Here is a 21,792-nt window from a genome sequence, read left to right as displayed (position 1 = left end):
CTCGACCCGAACGCACAGGAGGACCGACGCATGACCCGCACCACCGACGCACCCCCCGCACCACCGCCGCGCCCCCGTAGACGGCGCCGCACCTCGCTGCTCGCCGCCACCGCCCTGCTGGCCGGGGCGGTCGGGACCGGCGCGCTGACCCAGGGCAGCGCCACCGCCGCGGAGCCTGGGTGTTCGGTCGACTACACCGTCCAGAACGAGTGGAACAACGGTTTCACCGCCCAGGTCACGCTCACCAACACCGGTGACCCGGTGAACTCCTGGGACCTGGAGTGGGAGTTCGCCGGCGGAGAGCAGGTGACCCAGGGCTGGAGCGCCCAGGTCAGCCAGAGCGGCACCACGGTCACCGCGTCCAACGCGAGCTGGAACGGCTCGCTGGCGACCGGCGGCTCGGCGTCCTTCGGCTTCAACGCCGGCTCGGCCGGCAGCACCTCGGTGCCCGACGAGTTCCGGATGAACGGCGTGCTCTGCGACGCCGACGGCCAGGACCCCGACGACCCGGACGACCCCGACGACCCGGACGACCCCGGTGACCCGGACGACCCGCCCGGCGACCGGGTGGACAACCCCTACGCGGGCGCCCAGCTCTACGTGAACCCGGACTGGTCGGCGGCGGCCCAGCAGGGCGGCGCCCCGTCGTCGGTCTACAACCAGCCGACCGCGGTCTGGCTGGACAGCATCGGCGCCATCACCGGCGGTTCCGCGGGCTCCAACACCATGGGCCTGCAGGACCACCTGGACGAGGCGCTCGCGCAGGGCGCGGACGCCATCCAGATCGTCACCTACAACCTGCCGGGCCGGGACTGCGCCGCGCTCGCCTCCAACGGCGAGCTCGGGCCGGAGGAGATCGGGCGGTACAAGAACGACTTCATCGACCCGATCAACGAGATCGTCTCCGACCCGAAGTACGCCGACCTGCGCATCATCAACATCGTCGAGGTCGACTCGCTGCCCAACCTGATCACCAACGTGGGCAGCAGCCCGACCGCCACCCCCGAGTGCGACGAGATGAAGGCGAACGGCAACTACGTCGAGGGCGTCGGGTACAACATCGGCACCCTGGGCGACAACGACAACGTCTACAGCTACATCGACATCGGCCACCACGGCTGGATCGGGTGGGAGGACAACTTCCAGCCGACCGCCGACCTGCTCTTCGAGGCCGCCAACGCGGCCGGCGCCACCCCGCAGGACGTGGCCGGCTTCGCGGCCAACACGGCCAACTACGGCGCCACCGTCGAGCCGTACTTCGACGTCACCGACACGGTGAACGGCCAGCCGATCCGCGCCAACTCCTCGTGGGTCGACTGGAACAACTACGTCGACGAGCTGTCCTTCGCGCAGGACTTCGTCTCCGAGGCGGCCGTGGCCGCCGGCTTCCCGGAGGGCCTGGGCGCGATCATCGACACCTCGCGGAACGGCTGGGGCGGCCCCGAGCGTCCCACCGGTCCCGGCCCGACGACCGGCACCGCCGACGAGTACGTCGACGCCAGCCGCACCGACCGCCGTATCCACCTCGGCAACTGGTGCAACCAGGCCGGCGCCGGCCTCGGCGAGCGGCCCACGGCCGAGCCCGAGCCGTACATCGACGCCTACACCTGGGTGAAGCCTCCGGGCGAGTCGGACGGGTCGAGCGAGGAGATCCCGAACGACGAGGGCAAGGGCTTCGACCGGATGTGCGACCCGACGTACGGGGGCAACCCGCAGAACCAGAACAACCCCTCGGGTGCCCTGCCCGACGCGCCCATCTCCGGCCACTGGTTCCAGGCGCAGTTCGAGCAGCTCCTGGCGAACGCCTACCCGCCGGTGGAGTGACGGCGCACGTGCCGGCGGGGTGAAACACACCCTTCCCACCGGTACCGCGTAGGGCCGGGCAGCCGGCCCTGCGCCCCGGCACCGCCTTTCCCCCGGCTCCCGGGCCGGGGGAAAGGCGTTCCGCTTGCCGGGGAGGCGTCTCCGGGCCGGGCCCCCCGCCGGGACGGCCGCTCCGGCCCCCGGGAGACACCCCGGGCCGCCCACCACCCGTAGCGGCGCTGTCGCCTCCCGGACCGGCGTCCCCGGCCGGGAGGCCGCGGGAGCGCGAGCCCCGGAAGCTGCTCCGGACGGTGGAGGAGCGGGACCGGCGGCCGGACGACCGGCCCACGGGCCGCCGACGAGCGGGGCGCCGGGCCGGCCCAGGAGCGTCCTGCCCTGCCCCGGCCACAGCCACGGGGCCGGGCCGACCCGGTTCCGGACCGTCCGGCGCGGGCCGGGAACCCCGGCTAGGAGGAGCCGCGGCGGATGAGCTGCGTGGGCAGCACCACGGGCGGCTGGTCCGCCGTGCGTTCCGCGATCTGCCGCAGCAGCACACGGGCCATCGCCCGGCCCATCTCCTCGATCGGCTGCCGGACGGTCGTCAGCGGCGGGTCCATGTGGCGGGCCACGGCCGAGTCGTCGAAGCCCACGAGCGCCACGTCCCGCGGTACCTCGCGGGCCGCCTCGCGCAGCGCCAGCCGGGCGCCCGCGGCCATCACGTCGGAGGCGCAGAAGACGGCGTCCAGCCCGGGACGGCGCGCCAGCAGGGCCGCCATCGCCGCGCGGCCGCCCTCCTCGGTGAAGTCGCCGGGCGCGATCAGGTCCTCCTCCTCGGGGCGGCCGGCGGCCCGCAGGGCGGCGCGGTAGCCGTCCAGGCGGCACTGGGCGGCGTACATGTCCAGCGGGCCGGTGATCGTGGCGATCTCCCGGCGGCCGCGGCCGATGAGATGCTCCACGGCCATCTGGGCGCCGCCCGCGTTGTCGGAGTCGACGTAGGGGAAGGACTCGCCGCTGGAGCGCCGGCCGTTCAGCACCGCGGGCATCTCCACGCTCTCCAGCAGGTCGGGCAGCGGGTCGTCGGCGTGCACGGAGACCAGCAGCACCCCGTCCACCCGGTGGGCCGAGACGAAGTGGGCGAAGCGGTCGCGTTCCCGCCGGTCCCGGACCAGGGTGAGCAGGAGCTGCATGTCGGTGTCGGCCAGCTCGGCGCTGACCCCGCGCAGGATGCCGGAGAAGTAGGGCTCGGCGAAGAGCCGCGTCTCCGGCTCGGGCACCACCAGCGCGACGGCGTCCGTGCTGCCGGCCGCGAGGGCGCGGGCGGCCCGGTTGGGCACATAGCCGAGTTCGGCGACGGCTGCCTCGACGGCGGCGCGTGTACGCTCGCTCACCCGCGGTGAACCGTTGATCACACGGGACACCGTCCCGCGGCCGACTCCGGCGCGGGCAGCGACCTGCTCGAGCGTCGGCCGGGCCGTGCGCCCTCCGCGTACTGCCGCCATAGACCCCTCCCCTGCACCGTATCCGACCGGACGAAGACCTCGCGCGGGTAACGGGATCATTCCACTCCATCACGTTCTCGACGCACCCGGCCCCACGTCTTGACACCTCGCCGCGGCTGGGCAACCCTTCAACTCATCACATCTGGGAGCGCTCCCAACGTACTCCACACCTTCATGTCCCGTACGTTCGGGAGGATGCGATGCACAGCAGGAAAACCCGTAGACCGGTGTCCCGGCTGACGGCCCTGGGCCTGGCCGCGACACTCGGCGCCGGACTGCTCGCCGGCTGTTCCAGCGACGAGGGCGGCACCGGCGACGGGGGCAAGATCGAACTCTCCGTGGGCGTGTTCGGCGTCTTCGGCTACAAGCAGGCCGGGCTCTACGACGAGTACGAGAAGCTCAACCCCAACGTCACCATCAAGGAGAACTCCACCGAACGCAACGAGGACTACTACCCCGCCCTGCTGAACCACCTCACCGCGGGCAGCGGCCTCCAGGACATCCAGGCCGTCGAGGTCGGCAACGTCAACGAGCTGGCCACCATCCAGGGCGACAAGTTCGTGGACATGGCGAACGCCCCGGGCGTCGACAAGAGCGACTGGCTCGACTGGAAGTGGAACCAGGCCAAGACCGAGGACGGCAAGGTCATCGGCCTCGGCACGGACATCGGCCCGATGGCGATCTGCTACCGCAAGGACCTCTTCGAGAAGGCCGGACTGCCCAGCGAGCGCGACAAGGTCGCCGAGCTCTGGGCGGGAGACTGGGCCGAGTACGTCGAGGCGGGTGAGGAGTACACGAAGAACGCGCCCGAGGGCACCAGCTTCATGGACGGCGCCTCCAGCCTCTTCAACGGCGCCATCTCCAGCTACGCCCAGCAGTACTACAACGAGGACGGCGAGGTGGTCTACAAGGAGAGCCCGGCCGTCCGGGAGTCCTGGGACGTCACCATGGACGCCATCGAGGGCGGGATGACGGCCAAGCTGAAGCAGTTCGACAAGGAGTGGGACCAGGCCTTCGCCAACGGCGACTTCGCCAGCGTGGTCTGCCCGCCCTGGATGCTCGGCTACATCAAGGAGAAGGCCGGCCCGCAGAACGCCGACACCTGGGACGTGGCCGCGGCGCCGAAGCCCGGCAACTGGGGCGGCTCCTTCCTGACCGTCCCGGAGGCCGGCAAGAACAAGGAGGAGGCGATCAAGCTCGCCGCCTGGCTGACGGCCCCGCAGCAGCAGGCGAAGCTGTTCCAGAAGCAGGCCAGCTTCCCGAGTTCGAAGACCGCGTTCGAGCTGCCCGAGGTGAAGGAGGCCGAGCACGACTACTTCGGCAACGCCCCCATCGGGCAGATCTTCTCCGAGGCCGCCGAGGGCATCCCGACCCAGATCCTCGGCCCCAAGGACCAGATCATCGACCAGAACCTCACCGACGTCGGCATCCTGCAGGTCGAGCAGCAGGGCAAGTCGCCGGAAGAGGGCTGGAACGCCGCGGTAGAGGCCATCGACAACGCCATCGAATGACGGAGCGGCTCGCATGACCTCGGAACGTCTCGACGCCGCGCCCCCCGGAGCTCCGGGGGGCGCGGCCCCGCCGCGCCCCCGCGCGCACAAGCGGCCCGCCGTCCCCTCCGGACGGGGGCCCGACCGGGAGCGGCGGCGCGCCGAACGGCGCAGCCGGCGCTACCAGCGGGACGCCCGCTGGAGCCCGTACGCCTTCATCTCGCCCTTCTTCCTCTTCTTCGCGGCCTTCGGGCTCTTCCCGTTGCTCTACACGGGCTGGGCCTCGCTGCACCGGGTGTCGCTGCACGCCCCGACGGAGATGGAGTGGGCGGGGCTGGAGAACTTCTCCCGGCTCATGGAGGACGACTTCTTCTGGAACGCCCTCCGGAACACCTTCACCATCGGGATCATCTCCACCGTGCCGCAGCTCCTGATGGCGCTCGGACTGGCCCACCTGCTCAACTACCGGCTGCGCGGCTCGATGTTCTTCCGCGTCGCCATGCTCACCCCGTACGCGACCTCCATCGCCGCGGCGACCCTGGTCTTCGCCATGCTCTACGGCCGCGACTACGGGATGATCAACTGGGCGCTCGGGGCCGTGGGGATCGACAACATCGACTGGGAAAGCGGCACCTGGACTTCCCAGTTCGCCGTCTCCACGATCGTGATCTGGCGGTGGACCGGCTACAACACGCTGATCTACCTGGCGGCGATGCAGGCCGTGCCCAACGACCTGTACGAGTCGGCCGCGCTGGACGGCGCCTCCCGGTGGCAGCAGTTCCTGCACGTCACCATCCCCGCGCTGCGGCCGACCATCCTGTTCACCATCGTCGTCTCGACGATCGGGGCGACCCAGCTCTTCGGTGAACCGCTGCTCTTCGGCGGCACCCCGACGGGCGGGGCGTCGCACCAGTACCAGACGCTGGGGCTCTACCTCTACGAGCAGGGCTGGGCCAACTTCCACCTCGGCCGGGCCTCCGCCATCGCCTGGACGATGTTCCTGATCCTGGTGGTGATCGGCCTGCTCAACTGGCTGTTCGCCCGTCGGCTCCAGAAGAGCCAGTGAGGAGGTACAGCCATGGCACGACGGGCCGGTAAACAGCTCCACGGCGGCTGGTTCACCTACACCGTGCTGATCGTCTTCACGGTCGGCTCGCTGTTCCCGCTGGTGTGGACGGCGATCGCCGCCTCCCGGACCGACACCCGGCTGGCGCAGACACCGCCGCCGTTCTGGTTCGGCGGCAACCTCTTCTCCAACCTGGCGACCGCCTGGTTCGACGCCAACATGGGCCTGGCGCTGTTCAACACCGTCATCGTCGCCGGGACCATCTCCGTCAGCACGGTGCTCTTCGCCACCCTCGCGGGCTTCGCCTTCGCCAAGCTCCGCTTCCGGGCGAAGAACGCGCTGATGCTGGTGGTGATCGGGACCATGATGGTGCCACCGCAGCTCAGCGTGGTGCCGCTGTTCATGGCCATCGCCGAGCTGCAGTGGACCAACCAGCTGCAGGCGGTGATCCTGCCGATGATGGTGAGCGCCTTCGGCGTCTTCTTCATGCGCCAGTACCTGGTCACCGCCCTGCCCTCGGAGCTGATCGAGGCGGCACGGGTGGACGGCGCCCACAGCCTGCGGGTGGTGTGGCACGTCGTCTTCCCCGTCGCCCGGCCGGCGATGGCGGTCCTCGGCATGCTCACCTTCGTGCTCGCCTGGAACGAGTTCTTCTGGCCGATCATCGCGCTGACCCAGGAGAACCCCACCGTGCAGGTGGCACTCACCGGGCTCGGCCAGGGCTACGTCCCGGACGAATCCGTGATCATGGCGGGCGCCCTGCTGGGCACCCTGCCTCTGCTGGCCGCCTTCGCGATCTTCGGCAAGCAGATCGTCGGCGGCATCATGCAGGGCGCGGTGAAGGGCTGACCGGAGGGCGGCAGCGTCGCCGCCCTCCTCCTCGCCCTCCCCCGCACACACCGCGAAGGACCACCGCCCGCACCCGTCCCTCTCCGACCCACGGACCCACCCACGACCCTGAATGGGAGCGCTTCCATGACCTCCGGTTCCCCGATCCAGTTCCCCTCCGACTTCCTCTGGGGCTCCTCGACGGCCTCCTACCAGGTGGAGGGAGCCGTACGGGAGGGCGGCCGCACCCCCTCCATCTGGGACACCTTCTCCCACACGCCCGGGAAAACGCACCGGGGCGATACCGGGGACACGGCCTGCGACCACTACCACCGCTACCGGGACGACGTCGCGCTGATGTCCCGGATGGGCCTGCAGGCCTACCGGTTCTCCGTCTCCTGGTCGCGCGTCCAGCCGACCGGCCGCGGCCCGGCCGTGCAACAAGGGCTGGACTTCTACCGCGCCCTCAGCGACGAACTGCTCGCCGCCGGCATCACCCCGGTCCTCACCCTCTACCACTGGGACCTCCCGCAGGAGCTGGAGGACGCGGGCGGCTGGCCCGTCCGGGACACCGCCCAGCGGTTCGCGGACTACGCCGCGCTCGTCGCGGAGGCCCTCGGCGACCGGGTGGAGCTGTGGACCACCCTCAACGAGCCGTGGTGCAGCGCCTTCCTCGGCTACGGCTCCGGCGTGCACGCCCCGGGCCGCACCGACCCGGCCGCCGCGCTGCGCGCCGCCCACCACCTCAACCTCGCCCACGGCCTGGGCACCCAGGCGCTCCGCGCCGCGCTGCCCGCCCGGGCCCAGGTGATGGTGAGCCTCAACCCGGCCTATGTGAAGCCGCGGACCGACACGCCGGCCGACCGGGACGCCGCCCGGCAGATCGACGCCCTGGCCACCCGGGTCTTCTCCGGCCCCATGCTGCACGGCCGCTACGACGACGACCTGATCGCGGACACCTCCCGGATCACCGACTGGTCCCATGTGCGGGACGGCGACACGCAGCTCATCCGGCAGCCGCTGGACGCGCTCTGCGTGAACTACTACACCCCGTCCGTGGTGTCGGCCGCGGAGGACGACGGCGAGGTCGAGCGCCGGGACGGCCACGGTGCGAGCGAGCACTCCCCCTGGCCCGGCGCCGACCGGATCGCCTTCCACCAGGCGCCCGGGGAGCAGACCGCCATGGGCTGGAGCATCGACCCCACCGGCATGTCCGAGCTGCTGCTCCGCTTCTCCCGGGAGGCCCCCGGCCTCGCCCTGTACGTCACGGAGAACGGCGCCGCGTACGACGACAAGCCGGACGCCGACGGCCGCGTCCACGACCCCGAGCGCATCGCCTACCTGCACCAGCACATCTCCGCGGTGCACGACGCCCGGGCCGCGGGCGCCGACGTACGCGGCTACTTCCTCTGGTCCCTGATGGACAACTTCGAGTGGTCCTACGGCTACAGCAAGCGCTTCGGCGCGGTGCGGGTCGACTACGACACGCTGGAGCGCATCCCCAAGTCCAGCGCGGACTGGTACGCGCAGCTCGCCCGTACGGGCCTGCTGCCCGAGGTGCCGGAGGGCTGAGGCGGGCGCGCCGCCCGTGGGGGCGGCGGCGCGCCGGCCAGGCCCGGGGCCCCGGGTTCCACCGGGGCCCGGCCCCGCGGCCCTGTGCAGGGGGGCAGGGACGAGCCGCGGGGCCGGCCGGCTGGGGCGGGGCGTGATGCGTGGGGGTTCCATCACGCCCCGCCCGGTGTGGGGGGTGCGGGGGCGGCCCGCCGGGGCACGGGTCCCGGCGGGCCTGGCTCAGGGTGCCAGTGCGGTGCCGAAGGCGAAGTCCTCCTGCCGGATCCCGGAGCAGGTGGGGTCCGCCTGCGGCTGCTCGCCGCCCGGGCAGGCCGTGTCCCGGGTGGCGGACCACATCGACAACCGCGCGAGCCCCCGCTCGTCGGCGAACCGCTTCAGCTCGCCGGCGTCCTGCAGGGTGAAGACCTCGCCGCGCACGTCGTTCACCCCGATCATCGGGGTGACGGCGAGCCGGGACCAGGCCGCCGCGTCGTCCGGGAGGCCCAGGGCCTTCTTCAGCTGCGCCTGGGTGGCGGTGGCGGCCCGTACTGCGTACGCGCCCATGTCACCGGTGTAGGCAGGGCCGTAGTCCATCGCCATGATGTTGACCTCGGAGACGTCCACGCCGTGCTCCACGGCGTTCTCCAGCAGCGCCACGCCGTCCGGGGTGAGCCCCTCCGGCATCACCGGCAGCGTGAAGGAGACGTCCAGCCCCTCGTGGCGCCGCTGGAGCTCCGCGATCGCCTCGGCCCGGCGGGTGTTCGCCGCCGTGTCCGGCAGCGCCCCGCCCTCGACGTCGAAGTCCACCGCGGTGAGCCCGTAGGTCTCCACCACGGTGCCGTACGCCTCCGCCAGTTCCTCCGCCGAGTCGCAGGCCAGGGCCAGTTCGGTGCCGGCGGCGCCGCCGAAGGAGACGCGCACCTCGCCGCCGGCCGCCCGCAGCTCGTCGATCTGTGCCGCGACCGGGTCGTCCCCGAGCCCGGTGCGGCCTCCCCAGCGGGGCTCGCAGCCGCCGGAGGAGGTGACGAAGGCGAGGGTGAACTCCTCGGCGCCGCTGCGCCGGGCACCCTCCACCAGGTCGTACGCCGGCCGGAGAGAGGTGTCGGCATAGGGTGCGAACGGGGTGCCGCCGGTGTCCGCGCCACCGGCCGCCGCCTCGCCGGAGACGCTGCCGGCCGTCCCGGCGCCGGCCCCGCCCTGGGTGCCGTCCTCCCCGGCGGTCGCCTGGGCCGCCAGGGCGAGCCCGCCGGTGGCGACCAGTCCCGCGGCGGCGGCCGCCACGGTCAGCCGCGAACGGCCGTCGCGGCGGCGCCGGTGTCCGGAGGTGTTCGTCATGCGCGTCGTCGCCTCACAGGGTCTGGTGTGGGGGGTGGTACGAGAGGAACGCTAGCGCGCGTGGTTCGGACGAATCCGGACCAAACGGACCGCCCCCACAGGGTTTAGGGCGCGCTTAAGGAAGCGAAAGGCCGCCCTTACGCTTCCGGTCCGGACCAGGGCTCACCGGGGCTTCTGCGGTGCCGCCCACCGGGCACGAAAGGACCTCCTGTCACCGCACGGCGCACCGGGGCGCGCACGCCCGCGCACGCGCCGGTGGGCCGTCTCTTCGCCCCCTGTGGGCCGAGGTCGAGCAGCACGTGCCGCGCATGCTGCGGCAGGGGGTGGGGCAACGGCCGGAGTAGCGGCGGGTGCGTTGCCGGGTACGGCAGGGCTCGTGGTTGCGGTCACTGCTTGGCGGGCTACGGGGGGGGAGGGGTGCCTTGCCGGGGCGCGTTCATGCTGCGGGCGCGGGTGGCGTGGTGGGCTGGGGTTCACCCGCCGGTGACGGGGCCGGGCGGCGGGGCGGTCGGCAGCCGGTGACGGGGGCGCCCTGGCGGGCTGCTGCCGCGCTGTGCCTGAGCTTTCGTCTTCTCGCTCCGCTCGTTCCCCGTGCGTGGCCCTGCGGGGTCCGGCTGCGGGCCGTTCCGGAGTGAGGGTACGCCCGGCCGCCAGTCGGTAGGCCGGGCGGGCCCTGGTGCTGCGGCCCGGCGGACTCCGGGCCTCCGCCGCGCGACCCGGGCCGGCGAGGGCCAGACTTCCGCCGCGCGACCCGGGCCGGTGAGGGCCGGCTTCCGGCGCGCGGTCTCCGGCCCAGGGCGTCCGCCGCTCGTCCTGCGGGGCGCGCGCCCCGGCGACTCGTGCCGCGCCCTCAGCGGGCGCGCGCCCCGCGGTGGCCGCGGCGGCGGCTGCGGCGGCTGCGGCGCCGCCCGGTTCCGCCGCCCTCCCGCAGCCCGAGGCGTACGCACACCTCCGCGCCGCCGAGCACCGAGCGCCCCACCCGCACGTCGCCGCCGGTGGACTCCGCGACCCGGCGCACGATGTCCAGCCCCAGGCCGGTGGAGCCGGGCCCGCCGTCCCCGCTCCCCCGGATGAGCGCCGCGTCCGGGTCGGCGATGCCGGGCCCGGCGTCGGAGACCAGCACCAGCACGGTGTCGCCCGCCCGGCCCCCGGACTGCCCGCCGTGGTGCACGTCCACCGCGAACGGCGTGCCCTCCGGGGTGTGCCGGAAGACGTTGCCCAGCAACGCGTCGAGCGCGGCGACCAGTTCGGTCCGTGCCACCGGTACCCGTACGGTCTCCTCCACACCGGCGACGCGTGCCTCCCGCCCCTCGTCCTCGGCGAGCGCGGACCAGAAGGACATCCGCTCCCGGATCACCGCGGAGGCGTCGCACCCCACCGGGTCACCGCCGCCGGGCGCCTGGGCGCGCTGCTCGCGCGCGGTGCGGATCACCCGGTCGACCTCCTGCTCGAGCTGGTCCACGGCCTCCCGGGTCTGCTCGGCCGCGTCGCCGTCGCCGAGCGACGCGGCGTTGAGCCGGAGCACGGTCAGGGGCGTCCGGAGCCGGTGCGAGAGGTCGGCGGCCAGTTCCCGCTCGTTCGCGAGCAGCCGCACCACCTGGTCGGCCATGGCGTTGAAGGCGACGGCCGCGGAACGCAGTTCCGCCGGGCCGCGTTCCGGGACCCGCACCCCGAGCCGGCCCTCGCCCAGCTCCTGGGCCGCCCCCGCCAGTCGTTCGGCGGGCCGGACCATCCGGGTGCCGAGCCGGTCCGCGACCGCCACCGAGCCGACCACCAGGCCCAGCGCCACGCCCGCCAGCACCAGCCAGGCCGTCTCCACTCCCCGGGTGAGTTCCTCCTCGGGCACGTAGATCTCGACCACGGCGAACTCGGTGCTGGCCAGCGCGATGGGCTGGAGCAGCGCCCGGCCGCCCGGCACCGGCCGCAGCGCGGCCTTGCCGCCCTGCGCGACGGCACGGACGTCCCGCGGTCGGGCCCGGCGGTCGCCGACACCGGCCAGCCCGTCGGGCCCCGGCACATGGAGCGCCATCCGGCCCCGGGAGCCGGCCTCGGTGCTGGCGACGGCGCGGCTCAGCTCCCGCCGGTCGGTGGTGATGGCGAGGGCGGGCCCGATCGCGGCCGCGTGCCGCTCCGCGGCCGACAGCGCCCGGTCCCGGGCCAGTTCCTGCACGACGAGCCCGAGAGGCACGGCGAAGGCGACGGCCACCATCACGGTCACGGCAAGGCACACCTTGACCAGGGCCCATCTCATCCGGGCGGCTCCAGCTTCACCCCGACGCCGCGCAGCGTGTGCAGGTAGCGCGGCCGCGCGGCGGTCTCCCCCAGCTTCCGGCGCAGCCAGGAGAGATGGACGTCGATGGTCTGGTCGTCACCGTAGGACTGCTGCCACACCTCGGCCAGCAACTCCTTGCGGCCCACCACCACGCCGGGGCGGCGGGCGAGGAAGGCCAGCAGGTCGAACTCCCGCCGGGTCAGGTCCAGCAGGGTCCCGTCCAGCCGGGCCTGGCGGCGCAGCGGGTCGATGGCGAGTCCGCCGACCCGGAGCACGGCGTCCTCACCGGCCCCGCCGGGGCCGGCGGACGGCCGGGAGCGGCGCAGCACGGCGGCGATGCGGGCGGAGAGGTGCTCCACCGAGAACGGCTTCACCAGGTAGTCGTCAGCGCCCTCGTTCAGCAGCCGGACGATCTCCGCCTCGTCGTCGCGCGCGGTGGCGATGATGACCGGCACGTCCGTGACACCGCGCAGCATCTTCAGCGCCTCCGCGCCGTCCAGGTCCGGCAGGCCCAGATCGAGGATGACGACGTCGAAGCCGACCTGGGCCACCTCGCGCAGCGCCTCCAGAGCCGTTCCGACGCTGCGCACCGCGTGTGCGGCCTCCGTCAGGTGCCGGATGAGGGCGGTACGGACGAACTGGTCGTCCTCGACCACGAGCACTCGAGCCATGCGCGGCACGCTAGCCCATTAGGCTGAAACGGATGCAACGAAGCCTGCTGCACGCGGGAGCGTGGACGGTGGCGACGGGCGCGGCCGTCACACTGTCCTGGTTCGGCGTGGACACGGTGCTGCGTGCGACGGCCTACGACCCACCGCGCGCCCTGGGCCCCGTCGCCGAGGCGCTCCGCGAGAACGCGCCGCAGTCCTCCTCCACGCACCGGCCGCCGCCCAGTCCTTCGCCGTCCCCCGGGCCCTCCGGCGCCTCCTCCGGGAAGCAGGACGACGCGGGCGGGCCGGGGGAGTCCGGGGAGTCCGGCGACGGCGGCGAGTCCGGCGACGGCGGGGAGCGCGGCGACGGCGGCGGGGGCGGCCCGTCCGCGGCTCCCCACCCGGCCGCTCCCCAGGACGGCGCGTACGCGCCACGCGGGGACGGCTCCTCCGGGGAGCGGGTCCAGGGCTGGACCACCGCGGGCGGCCGGGTGGTGCTGGACCTGGGTACGGACTCCGCCTCCCTGGTCTCCGCGACCCCGCACGCCGGCTGGGAGATGCAGGTGTGGAAGGCCGACGCCTGGATCCGCGTCACCTTCACCACCCAGGACCGGGCCGCCACGGTCATCTGCACCTGGAACGGGCATCCGCCCCGGGTCCAGGCGTACGAGCAGTGAAGAGCACGCTACGGGCGGCCGGCGGCCGCGGTGCCCCGCCCGGCCGGCGCCCGACGTGCCGTCAGGAACCGGCCACCCCAGAGGACCTCGTGGCACTGCCGCCCGCCGTCGCGGCGGCGTGCCGGGGGGCACTCAGGAGAGGGCGCCCTCCGGGGGCCGGGGCGACGGGACGGCGGTGCGGTCGGTCACGGCTGCGGCGCCGCCGGTGAACTCCACCAGCGCCCGGCCGTGTTCCACCCGGCCCGGGTGCGGGTCCCCGGCCGTGCGCCGGGTCAGCTCGGCGAGCGGCAGTCCGGCGTCGCCCGCGACGAGCACCGTGTTGCCGAACCGGCGCCCGCGCAGCACCGCCGGGTCGGCCACCACGCAGACCTCGCCGAACACGCTGTGCGCGGTGGCGATCTGGGCCCGCAGGTGGGGCAGCGTCCCGCCGTCGCCGGGCCGTCCGGGGCCCGCGCCGTCCGCGAGGTTGGCGGCGTAGAGGCCGCCGGGGCAGAGCACCCGCCGGGCCTCGGCGAGGAACTCGGCGCTGTTCAGATGGGCGGGCGTGCGGGCGCCCTCAAAGACGTCGGAGAAGACCAGGTCCGCCCAGTCGTCCGGGATTCTGCCCAGCGCCTCCCGGGCGTCCGCGGTCCGTACCTTGACGCGCCAGCCGTTCTCCAGCGGGAGCTCGTGGCGGACGAACCGCACCAGTGCCCCGTCCACCTCGGCGACCTGCTGGGTGGAGCGCGGCCGGGTGGCGGCGACATAGCGTGCCAGCGTGAGGGCGCCGCCGCCCAGGTGCACCGCACGGACCGGCCGCCCCGGCGGCGCCACCAGGTCGGCCACGTGCCCGAACCGGCGCTGGTAGGCGAAGTCCAGGTACGCCGGGTCGTCCAGGTCGACATGGGACTGCGGCGCGCCGTCGAGCACCAGCGTCCAGCCGCGTGCCCGGTCCGGGTCCGGTTCCAGCCGGGCCGGTCCGCCGCCGACGGGCTCGGTCAGCGCCGTGCGCGCCCGCCGGGTGCGCCGGCCCGTACCGGCGTGCTCCGGGGCGTGTGCGGCGCCGCGCGCGCCACCGCGTTTCCTCCTGGCCACGGCACCAGTATCCGTTCCGCCGGCGGGTGGGCGCGCGCCGGGCGCGGCACCCGGCGTTCCGGCGCCGGGGTGCCGTGCCGCCGGGGGCGGTCACCGGCAGCGGTCGACGGCCTCGATCGTGCGGGCCGCCTCGCCCAGCGCGGCCCGCAGCCGGCCGGGCTCAGTCGTCCGGCGGTACGCGCCCCAGGGCGGCACCAGCCAGCCGGTGCCGGTGACCGGCGGCTCGGCGGCACGGCGCGGGCTGCGCGCGCAGGTCGGGGTGCAGGCGCTGCCCGGGAGGTCCCAGCCGGCCGCGGTGCCCGGCGGCACCAGGAAACCGAGGGTGTCGCCCGCGCCGTCGTGCAGCACGGGTCCGAGGCCGTCGCGCAGCCGGAGGATGTCGACGGCCTCCAGGCCCTGCCGGGCGGGGACCGTCACGAGATCGCAGGGCTCCTCGCCGGCGCCGGGCGCCGGCGCGCCGCAGGCCGGGCCGTTCGCCGTCACATGGGTGTCCAGCACGTCGGACCACTCCTTAGCGGGTCGCTCGTACCAGGTTCAACGCAGCGCGGCGTCAACGGCTACGGCGACGGACCGCCGCAAAGGATGGCAGTTCATGGCAGATCGCAGGGTGGATTTCCGTTTTGTCGTGGGTTTGCCCGGCGCGTGAAATCGAACGGGGCATTCCGGGCGCGGCGCAGCCGGTACGGTCCGGGCATGGCGTCGTCACCCTCTGCGTCGACGGGTCCGGACCATGGGCCCAACACCGCCTTCCGGCGACTGCGCGGCAGCCTCTCGCCCGGCGAGTTCGCGGCCGCCGTACGCAGGGCCGCACGGGAGATCGGCGAGCAGGTCGCCTGCGACGCCCGCTACATCGGGCGGGTGGAGGCCGGGGAGATCCGGTGTCCCAACTACGCCTACGAGCGGGTGTTCACGCACATGTTCCCCGGGCACTCGCTCGCGGACATGGGCTTTGCGGCGCGCGAGTCCGTCCGCGGGCGGGCCGCGCGTACCCGCGGGGCGCGAAGCGACGGGCACACGCCCTTGCCGGCTTCGGCGCACCCACCGGAGGCCCCGGTGGGCCGGGAGGACGGCGCATTCCCCGAGTTACCCGAACACGACGAGGAGAGCGACGTGCTACGTCGCGCGTTCATGACCGGCGGCCCTGCCGCCCTGGCCGCTGTCTCGCTGACCGGCGCCGCGGCCCACCCTGCCTCAGCCACCCCCGTACGCGTCGGCGCCGCCGACGCCGCCGCCGTCGAGGACGCGGTCACCCGCATCCGGCTACTGGACGACCGGCACGGCGCCGACGGCCTCTACCGGAGGGCGGGCGAGACCCTGCGGGCCGCTTACGACCTGCTCGACCGGGGCACCGCCGACCGCCCCGTCTCCGAACGGCTGCACTCCGGCGCGGGCGAACTCGCCCTCTCCGTCGGCTGGCTGGCCCATGACTCCGGCCGCTTCGCCGACGCGCGCTCCCACTACGCGGAGGCGCTGGCCACCGCCCGGGTCGCCGGCGACACCCGGCTGGAGGCGCACGCGTTCTGCAACACCGCGTTCCTCGCCCGGGACGCGAGCCGGCCCCGGGAGGCCGTACGCGCCGCGCAGGCGGGCCGGCAGGCCGCCCGGCGACTGGGGTCGCCGCGGCTGCTGGCGCTGCTCGCGCTGCGCGAGGCGGGCGGCTGGGCCGGCCTGGGCGACCGCTCCGCCTGCGAGACCGCGCTCTCCCAGGCCCGCGACCTGTTCGCGCGCGGGCCCACGGAGAACGACCCGCCCTGGATGAGCTTCTTCGGCGAGGCCGAACTGGAGGGCCTGGAGTCCCAGTGCTGGGCCGCGCTCGGCGCCTGGGGCCCGGCGGCGCGGCACGCCCGCCGCGCGGTCGCGCTCCAGCAGCCCCACTTCGTCCGCAACCGAGCGCTGTTCACCGCGGAACTCGCCGGGGACCTGGCCGCCGGAGGCGAGGCCGAGGAGGCGGCGGCCACCGGCATGCGCGCACTGGCGCTGCTGGGGCCCGTACGGTCCACGCGCATCAGGGGCATGCTCGACACCGCGGCCGACCGCCTGCGCCCGTACCACCGGGAGCCGCGCGTGGCCCGCTTCCTCGCCCGGCAGGGCAGCCGCCCGGGGTGAGCCGGGGCCCCGTGCGCCCCGCGGCGTGAGCCGGGGCGCGCGGCCCCCGGGGCGCACGTGCCGGTTCCCGCCGGCCCCCACGGCGGCCGGGAAGTCCGTCCGCCGGGGAGGGCGCCCGCGGCGGCGCCCCACCGCCGGGGCCCCGCTGGCACCGCTTGCACGCCCCGGCGCCCGCGCGGACGGGGTGACCAGGCGGCGCGGCGCCACCGAGACCGCCGCGCACGCTGCGGGCGCTCGCCCACATCAGGCACCCGGGTCCGGCGGGGTCCGGGCTGCGGACGTCGCCCACGCCGCTCCCGCCGCGGGGGCGCGACGCGGGGCGGCGCCCCGGCTCCCGTGAGACCCGCTGTTCGCGGCCGGGGGCCGGGTGTCGGGCCCCGCGCTCCGGGGCCCGGCGTCCCGGAGCGTGGCGGCCCTCAGTCCAGGTGGCCGGTGTCGTTCCAGCGCTGGACGGCCGGTGTGCCGTAGGCCCAGTCCAGGACCGAGAGGGAGGCCGGGTCCAGCCGGAGCCGCGCCGCGAACTCCGGCCCGTACCCGAGCCAGCGCGCGGCCAGCACCCGCAGCAGGTGCCCGTGCGCGAAGAGCAGCACATCGCGGTCCGCGGAGCGCGCCCACGCCACCACCTCGTCGGCGCGGGCCGCGACCGCGGAGAGTGGTTCCCCTCCGGCGACGCCGTCCCGCCACAGGAACCAGTCCGGGCCGGCCCGTTCGGTGATCTGCGCACTGGTCAGGCCCTCGTAGTCGCCGTAGTCCCACTCCCGCAGCGCGTCCCAGCGGGTCGCCCGTGTGCCGAAGCCCGCCAGCTCGCACGTCTCGCGCGCCCGCGCGAGCGGGCTGGTGCACACCTCGGCGCCCGGCAGTCCGTCCCAGGGCGCGCGGTGCAGCCGCGCGCCGAGCAGCTTCGCGGTGCGCCGGCCGTCGTCCACCAGCGGCACGTCGGTGTGCCCGGTGTGCCGCCCGGCGGCCGACCACTCCGTCCGCCCGTGCCGTACCAGCAGAATGCGTGCCGCCATGGCCCTCCGTCCTCCGCGCCGTGCCGTCGCCGTGCGCCGTCCGTCCGGGCCGTCGGGCTCCGTCCGGCGGCCGGCGACCCGTCCCATCATCACCCGCCCCAGCCGCCTCAACCCGGGCGGGGGCCGGAGGCGTCCTTTCCCCCGGGTATGCCGTCGCGTGGGGCGACGGTCACCGGACCGCAACGATCTTGGGGGGCGACTCGTATGCCTGCAGCCCGCCGGCTCCGCTGGTGGACGGAGATACCGCTGGTGATCGCGGTGTACGGGCTCTACTCCGCGGGGCGGCTGGTGGCCCGGGGGGACGTGAGCACGGCGGTCGACCACGGCCTCGGCGTGCTCCGCGCCGAGCAGAGCCTCCGGCTGGACGTCGTCCGCCCGCTGAACCGGCTGTTCAGCACCGAGGCGTGGCTCGGCATCGCCGCCGACTACGTCTACGCCTCGCTGCACTATGTGCTCACCCCGCTGGTCCTGGTGTGGCTCTGGCGCCGCCGCCCCTCCGGGTACCGGGCGATGCGCACCTGGCTGCTCACCTCCACGGTGCTGGGCCTGGCCGGGTTCACGCTTTTCCCGACCTGCCCGCCACGCCTCCTCGACCCGGCATACGGCTTCGTGGACACCATGGCCCGGTACGCCGACTACGGCTGGTGGGCCGGGGAGGCCAGCGCGCCGGAGGGGCTGGGCGGCCTCACCAACCAGTACGCGGCGATGCCCAGCCTCCATGTCGGCTGGTCGCTGTGGTGCGCCGTGGTGGTCTGGCGGTACGCGGGCGGCCGCCGTGCGGTGCGGGCGCCGGTGTTCCTCTACCCGCTCGCCATCACGCTGGTGGTGATGGGCACCGCCAACCACTATCTGCTGGACGCCGTGGCGGGGGTCGCGGTGATGGGGCTGGGGCTGCTGCTCACCCCCGCGGTGCAGCGCGCGGCGGGCGCACTGCGCGACCGGTTCGCACCCGTGCGCCGGGGAGCGCGGGGACCGGTCGCCCCTGCGGGCACCACGGTGGTCCGTACGGGCGGGGCGGTGCACCGCGGGAGCGTGCCGCAACCGCGTCGGGGCGCCCCCGGCCCCGGCGGCACGCCGGTGCGGACGGCACCGGGCGCACCGGCTGTCGGTGCCGGATGCCAGACTGCCCGGCGTACCGCACCCACCCGCGAAGCGCCCGAGGCGACAGCCGATGACGACACCCCACGGCCGCACGGCGGCCGGCAGCCGGGCCCCGGAGCTGCCGGCGCAGCCGACACCCCTGCACCGGCAACTCGCTGAGCTGCGCGGCGGCCCGGAGGTGCCGCCGCGCCCGCTGGACGCCCGGGCCCTGGCCGCGCTCGCCGCGAACCCGGGCTGCCGCCGCCGCGCCCTGCTGGACGGCGCCGGGGTGGACAAGGCCGCCGTGGCGTCGGCGCTGGGCGCCCCCGCACCGTTCGGTCAGTCCCAGTTCGCGTTCGTCCGGGGGAACGCCTTCGAGGCCCGGGTCACCCGGGACGGCGGCGCGGAGCTGATCCGGCTGCTGTGCGCGCGTACGGGCGAGAGCGCGCCGGAGCCCGGCGAGGTGGCCTTGCCCGAGCTGGCGGCGGACGGCCCGGCCGGCCGCACCGCCCGCACCCGGCTGGCGCTCGGGGAGGCCACCGCGGCCGGGCGCTGGGCCCTGCTGCGCCACCCGATGCTGGCGCTGGAGATCGCCGGGTCGCCGGTGCATCTGGAGCCGGACGCGGTCGCCGTCCACCCGGACGGGAGCTGGACGGTGCTGGAGATCAAGTCCTTCCCGGTGCTGGACGGTTCGGCCGATCCGGCGAAGGTGGGCGCCGCGGCCCGGCAGGCCGCGGTGTACGCGCTGGCGCTGGAGGAGGCCGCGGCGGCGGCCGGCGGCGCGGTGGTGCGCCCGTTCGCGCTGCTGGTCTGTCCCCGGGACTTCTCCAACCTGCCGACGGCGGCCGCGGTCGACCTGCGTAAGCAACTCGCGAGCACCCGCCGGCAACTCGCCCGGCTGACGCGGCTGGAGGAGATCGCCGCGGCGGTCCCGGAGGGCACCCGCTTCGACCCGGAGCGCCCGGCCGGGGAGCTGCGGGAGGCGGTCGCGACGGTCCCGGCGGCCTACGCCCCCGAGTGCCTGGCCAGCTGCGAGCTGGCGTTCCACTGCCGGGCCACGGCACGCGCCGAGGGATCGGTGACGGCGCTGGGCCGCTCGGTGCGGGGCGAGCTGGGCGGGCTCACCACGGTGGACGAGGTGCTGGCGGCCGCCTCCGGGGCGGGCCCCGAGGCGCCGGGTCACGGGGACGAGGCGCCGGGTGCGGACGTCACGGGCACGGACGCCGCGGACGCGCCCGCCCGGAACCGGGACGGCCCGCACGGCATCGTGCCGGACGAGGCCGGCCGGCACGCGCCCGCACGAGACCGGACCGGCCCGCACCGCATTCCGCAGGACGCGACGGACCCGGAGGGCACCGCGGAGGGCGGGACCCGCCCGGACGCCACCGCGCGCGACGGGTCCCGGCACGGCACGGGGCGCGAGGCGAACCGCCCGGGCCCGAGCGCGGAAGGCCGCCCCGGCCGGGACCGCACGGTGCCGGCGGACCGGGCCGGCGAAGACGCGCCCGCGGCGGGCGGCAGCCCCGGGGACGACCCGGCCGCGGCCGCCCTGCGGCGCGCGGCCGCCCTGCGGGCCGAGGCCCTGGCCGAGGCCGCGGCGCGGGACGCCGCCCGCCCGGTGCCGGACGGGCAGGCCGCCGAGGCCGGCGAGGCCACGAGGAGGGAGGCGCCGTGTCGCTGATCGGCACGCTGGCGCGGATGGAGGCCGTGGCCACCGGACGGGCGCAGCCCGCCGCCACGGTGCGGCACCGGCATCTGGCGGCGCACCCGATGGTGCTGGTGCTGCTCACCACCGCGGGGGAGGCCGGCGCCCCGCTGGGCGCCCTGCTGGGCACCGACCGGGAGCGGCCGCGGCTGCTCACCGTGCCCCAGCCGCGCGACCGCGATCTGCGGTTCGCCTTTCTGGCCGCGCTCGCCGGGGAGTTGCTGCCGCACCTGGAGTCGGCGCAGGACGCGGTGGAGACGGAGACGCGCGGCGGTGAGGAGACGGAGCTGTGCGCGGACGCGCCGCAGCTCCTGGTGCCCAACGCGCCCGCGGTGGAGTTCGTCCGGCTGCTCGGGCGCTCCATGCGGTTCCGCCGGACGGCGGAGCAGGATCCGGAGGCGCCGTATCCGGCGCCGCCCCAGGTGCCGCTGCTCGGGCGGTGGCTGACGCACTACGGCGAGCGCGCCCGGGTGCCGGGCTCCTCGCTGCTGCTTCCCATGACCGGCCTGCTGACCCGCCACTGGAGCACCGGTCAGAGCCATCTGGAGGACCAGCACCTGGGCGCCCTGCTGGCCTGGCTCCGGGCGCGGGACGGTGGGGGCGAGCAGGCCGCGCTGCACGCCGAGACGGCCCGGGACCCCCAGGGGCAGTTGCTGCACCCGCCCGCCGGGCCGGCCACCGACCCGGCCTTCGACAACCGTCTGCTCGCGCCCGCCGTGGAGCGCTACGACGCGGGCCTCCCAGGGGCGGAGGAGCGGGTGCGGGAGCTGCTCGCGTCCCAGCTCCGGCCCGCCTGGGACGCGATGTGGGAGGGGGTGGACCTGCTCCGCACGCTGCCGGAGGGGGCGAGCGTGGCCGACCGCTGGCGGCGGGACCGCTACTCCTACACCCACCACCGGGACCGGGTCCGGGCGGGCGAGCCGCCGCAGCCGCGCCGGGACGACGCGGTGACGGCGGCCCGCAAGCTCGCCTCCCGCGAGCAGGCGCAGGCCCGCCTGGACGCTCAGGAGGCGCTGGACGATCCGCTGGTGATGGCCGCCCGGCGGCTGGCCGGTGAGGCGTTCGCGGGCGAGGTGACGGCGGTCGAGCCGGCGTACACCGAGGGGTCGCGGCCGCGCCCGCGGCCGCTGGTCACCGTACGGACGGCCGACCAGCCGCATCTGGCCGAGCGCGGCACCGTGCACCGGGCGCTGCCGGACGGCGGGAAGCAGAGCGCCGAACTGGTGCACGGGCAGGCCACCGGGCTGCTCACCCTGCGCCTGCTGAACGGCATGGGACGCGGCCGGGAGCCGGCGCCCGGCTCGGTGCCGGCGGAGGGCGACCGGCTGGTGTGGACGCTCTTCGAGCACGCGCCCCGTGGTGGTCCCGGGCTGCCCGAGCCGGAGGACACGCCCTGGACGCACGGCGGCCCGCCGGCCGCCGCGCCGGACGGCGGTGCGCCGCCGGCGGACCCGCCCGACCCGGAGACGACGGAGGACTTCCTGTGAGCACAGCCCCCGCCGGCCTGCCGCGGCCGGCACCTCGCGAGGGCTCGGGCCGCGCGGGCGGCCGGGCGGCGCCCGGCTCGGCGTACCCACCCACGACGGGCCCGGCGTCCGTCCCGGTGCCCGGTCGCCCGTGCGGTCCCTGCGGGCCGCACGGCC

At 75.4% G+C, this 21,792-nt stretch carries 15 protein-coding genes and 2 pseudogenes; 10 read left to right on the top strand and 7 right to left on the bottom strand.

The genetic code is table 11. From position 1 onward, the window contains the following. Nucleotides 1–30: 30 nt before the first annotated feature. Nucleotides 31–1,824, top strand: a complete 1,794-nt coding sequence (locus HOY81_RS16425; RefSeq protein ID WP_237321169.1) for a glycoside hydrolase family 6 protein — start codon at nt 31–33, stop codon at nt 1,822–1,824. 446 nt (nt 1,825–2,270) lie between these two features. Here the strand turns inward: HOY81_RS16425 and HOY81_RS16415 are convergent, their stop codons facing one another. After that, on the bottom strand, nt 2,271–3,302 hold the full coding sequence (locus HOY81_RS16415; protein WP_237321168.1) for a LacI family DNA-binding transcriptional regulator: 1,032 nt from the start codon (nt 3,300–3,302) through the stop codon (nt 2,271–2,273). 200 nt (nt 3,303–3,502) lie between these two features. Between HOY81_RS16415 and HOY81_RS16410 the strand changes: the two genes are divergently transcribed. From HOY81_RS16410 to HOY81_RS16395, 4 genes are all read left to right on the top strand, one after another. Further along, nucleotides 3,503–4,813 carry an ABC transporter substrate-binding protein gene (locus HOY81_RS16410; RefSeq protein ID WP_237321167.1) on the top strand — a complete coding sequence of 437 codons (1,311 nt, stop codon included), beginning with the start codon at nt 3,503–3,505 and terminating at the stop codon, nt 4,811–4,813. Nucleotides 4,814–4,826: 13 nt separating this feature from the next. After that, nucleotides 4,827–5,858 carry a carbohydrate ABC transporter permease gene (locus tag HOY81_RS16405; protein ID WP_237321166.1) on the top strand — a complete coding sequence of 344 codons (1,032 nt, stop codon included), beginning with the start codon at nt 4,827–4,829 and terminating at the stop codon, nt 5,856–5,858. 12 nt (nt 5,859–5,870) lie between these two features. After that, a complete protein-coding gene (locus HOY81_RS16400; RefSeq protein WP_237321165.1) occupies nt 5,871–6,707 on the top strand; it encodes a carbohydrate ABC transporter permease in 837 nt (278 codons plus the stop codon). 126 nt (nt 6,708–6,833) lie between these two features. Continuing rightward, a complete protein-coding gene (locus HOY81_RS16395) occupies nt 6,834–8,258 on the top strand; it encodes a GH1 family beta-glucosidase (RefSeq protein WP_237321164.1) in 1,425 nt (474 codons plus the stop codon). Nucleotides 8,259–8,477: 219 nt separating this feature from the next. On the opposite strand, the pseudogene HOY81_RS16390 reads toward HOY81_RS16395, so the two are convergent. From HOY81_RS16390 to HOY81_RS16380, 3 genes and pseudogenes are all read right to left on the bottom strand, one after another. Further along, a pseudogene (locus tag HOY81_RS16390) lies at nt 8,478–9,356 on the bottom strand (chitinase); the annotation flags it as partial. 1,066 nt (nt 9,357–10,422) lie between these two features. Further along, nucleotides 10,423–11,823, bottom strand: coding sequence for a HAMP domain-containing sensor histidine kinase (locus HOY81_RS16385; RefSeq protein ID WP_237321162.1), 1,401 nt, complete (start codon nt 11,821–11,823; stop codon nt 10,423–10,425). After that, the gene (locus tag HOY81_RS16380) at nt 11,820–12,515 is read right to left on the bottom strand and encodes a response regulator transcription factor (protein ID WP_237321161.1); all 696 of its coding nucleotides are present in this window, start codon (nt 12,513–12,515) and stop codon (nt 11,820–11,822) included. Before HOY81_RS16380 ends, HOY81_RS16385 begins: the two co-directional genes overlap by 4 nt. Before the next feature lie 32 nt (nt 12,516–12,547). Between HOY81_RS16380 and HOY81_RS16375 the strand changes: the two genes are divergently transcribed. After that, the gene (locus HOY81_RS16375; RefSeq protein WP_237321160.1) at nt 12,548–13,171 is read left to right on the top strand and encodes a hypothetical protein; all 624 of its coding nucleotides are present in this window, start codon (nt 12,548–12,550) and stop codon (nt 13,169–13,171) included. 132 nt (nt 13,172–13,303) lie between these two features. On the opposite strand, the gene HOY81_RS16370 is transcribed toward HOY81_RS16375, so the two are convergent. Together HOY81_RS16370 and HOY81_RS16365 are read right to left on the bottom strand one after the other, a co-directional pair. Next, nucleotides 13,304–14,152: a spermidine synthase gene (locus HOY81_RS16370; protein ID WP_237321189.1), complete on the bottom strand. Its 849-nt coding sequence runs from the start codon at nt 14,150–14,152 to the stop codon at nt 13,304–13,306. A gap of 183 nt (nt 14,153–14,335) precedes the next feature. Further along, nucleotides 14,336–14,728 carry a hypothetical protein gene (locus HOY81_RS16365; RefSeq protein WP_237321188.1) on the bottom strand — a complete coding sequence of 131 codons (393 nt, stop codon included), beginning with the start codon at nt 14,726–14,728 and terminating at the stop codon, nt 14,336–14,338. Between the two features lie 210 nt (nt 14,729–14,938). On the opposite strand from HOY81_RS16365, the gene HOY81_RS16360 reads away from it, so the two are divergent. Next, nucleotides 14,939–16,351, top strand: coding sequence for a tetratricopeptide repeat protein (locus tag HOY81_RS16360; RefSeq protein WP_237321159.1), 1,413 nt, complete (start codon nt 14,939–14,941; stop codon nt 16,349–16,351). A gap of 416 nt (nt 16,352–16,767) precedes the next feature. Here the strand turns inward: HOY81_RS16360 and HOY81_RS16355 are convergent, their stop codons facing one another. Then, nucleotides 16,768–17,364, bottom strand: a complete 597-nt coding sequence (locus HOY81_RS16355; RefSeq protein WP_237321158.1) for a histidine phosphatase family protein — start codon at nt 17,362–17,364, stop codon at nt 16,768–16,770. Nucleotides 17,365–17,568: 204 nt separating this feature from the next. On the opposite strand from HOY81_RS16355, the gene HOY81_RS16350 reads away from it, so the two are divergent. The 3 genes and pseudogenes from HOY81_RS16350 (at nt 17,569) to HOY81_RS16340 (ending at nt 21,636) form a co-directional block, all read left to right on the top strand. Then, the gene (locus HOY81_RS16350; RefSeq protein WP_237321157.1) at nt 17,569–18,624 is read left to right on the top strand and encodes a phosphatase PAP2 family protein; all 1,056 of its coding nucleotides are present in this window, start codon (nt 17,569–17,571) and stop codon (nt 18,622–18,624) included. Then, nucleotides 18,536–19,603 (top strand): annotated as a pseudogene (locus tag HOY81_RS16345) (hypothetical protein); the annotation flags it as partial. The gene HOY81_RS16350 and the pseudogene HOY81_RS16345, both read left to right, overlap by 89 nt. Nucleotides 19,604–20,115: 512 nt before the next feature. After that, nucleotides 20,116–21,636: a hypothetical protein gene (locus HOY81_RS16340; RefSeq protein WP_237321156.1), complete on the top strand. Its 1,521-nt coding sequence runs from the start codon at nt 20,116–20,118 to the stop codon at nt 21,634–21,636. Nucleotides 21,637–21,792 lie beyond the last annotated feature (156 nt).

This window comes from Streptomyces sp. JJ36 (genome assembly GCF_021696945.1).
Classification (GTDB): domain Bacteria; phylum Actinomycetota; class Actinomycetes; order Streptomycetales; family Streptomycetaceae; genus Streptomyces.
Note: the sequence above shows the minus strand (reverse complement) of the source record. Positions and strands in the feature narration are given on the sequence as shown.

Bases quoted from the DNA above. Each gene is read 5' to 3' on its own strand.
- HOY81_RS16355 (WP_237321158.1), bottom strand. From the start codon at position 17,364: ATGGCGGCACGCATTCTGCTGGTACGGCACGGGCGGACGGAGTGGTCG.
- HOY81_RS16410 (WP_237321167.1), top strand. From the start codon at position 3,503: ATGCACAGCAGGAAAACCCGTAGACCGGTGTCCCGGCTGACGGCCCTG.
- HOY81_RS16360 (WP_237321159.1), top strand. From the start codon at position 14,939: ATGGCGTCGTCACCCTCTGCGTCGACGGGTCCGGACCATGGGCCCAAC.
- HOY81_RS16350 (WP_237321157.1), top strand. From the start codon at position 17,569: ATGCCTGCAGCCCGCCGGCTCCGCTGGTGGACGGAGATACCGCTGGTG.
- HOY81_RS16395 (WP_237321164.1), top strand. From the start codon at position 6,834: ATGACCTCCGGTTCCCCGATCCAGTTCCCCTCCGACTTCCTCTGGGGC.
- HOY81_RS16415 (WP_237321168.1), bottom strand. From the start codon at position 3,302: ATGGCGGCAGTACGCGGAGGGCGCACGGCCCGGCCGACGCTCGAGCAG.
- HOY81_RS16385 (WP_237321162.1), bottom strand. From the start codon at position 11,823: ATGAGATGGGCCCTGGTCAAGGTGTGCCTTGCCGTGACCGTGATGGTG.
- HOY81_RS16400 (WP_237321165.1), top strand. From the start codon at position 5,871: ATGGCACGACGGGCCGGTAAACAGCTCCACGGCGGCTGGTTCACCTAC.
- HOY81_RS16380 (WP_237321161.1), bottom strand. From the start codon at position 12,515: ATGGCTCGAGTGCTCGTGGTCGAGGACGACCAGTTCGTCCGTACCGCC.
- HOY81_RS16425 (WP_237321169.1), top strand. From the start codon at position 31: ATGACCCGCACCACCGACGCACCCCCCGCACCACCGCCGCGCCCCCGT.
- HOY81_RS16405 (WP_237321166.1), top strand. From the start codon at position 4,827: ATGACCTCGGAACGTCTCGACGCCGCGCCCCCCGGAGCTCCGGGGGGC.
- HOY81_RS16375 (WP_237321160.1), top strand. From the start codon at position 12,548: ATGCAACGAAGCCTGCTGCACGCGGGAGCGTGGACGGTGGCGACGGGC.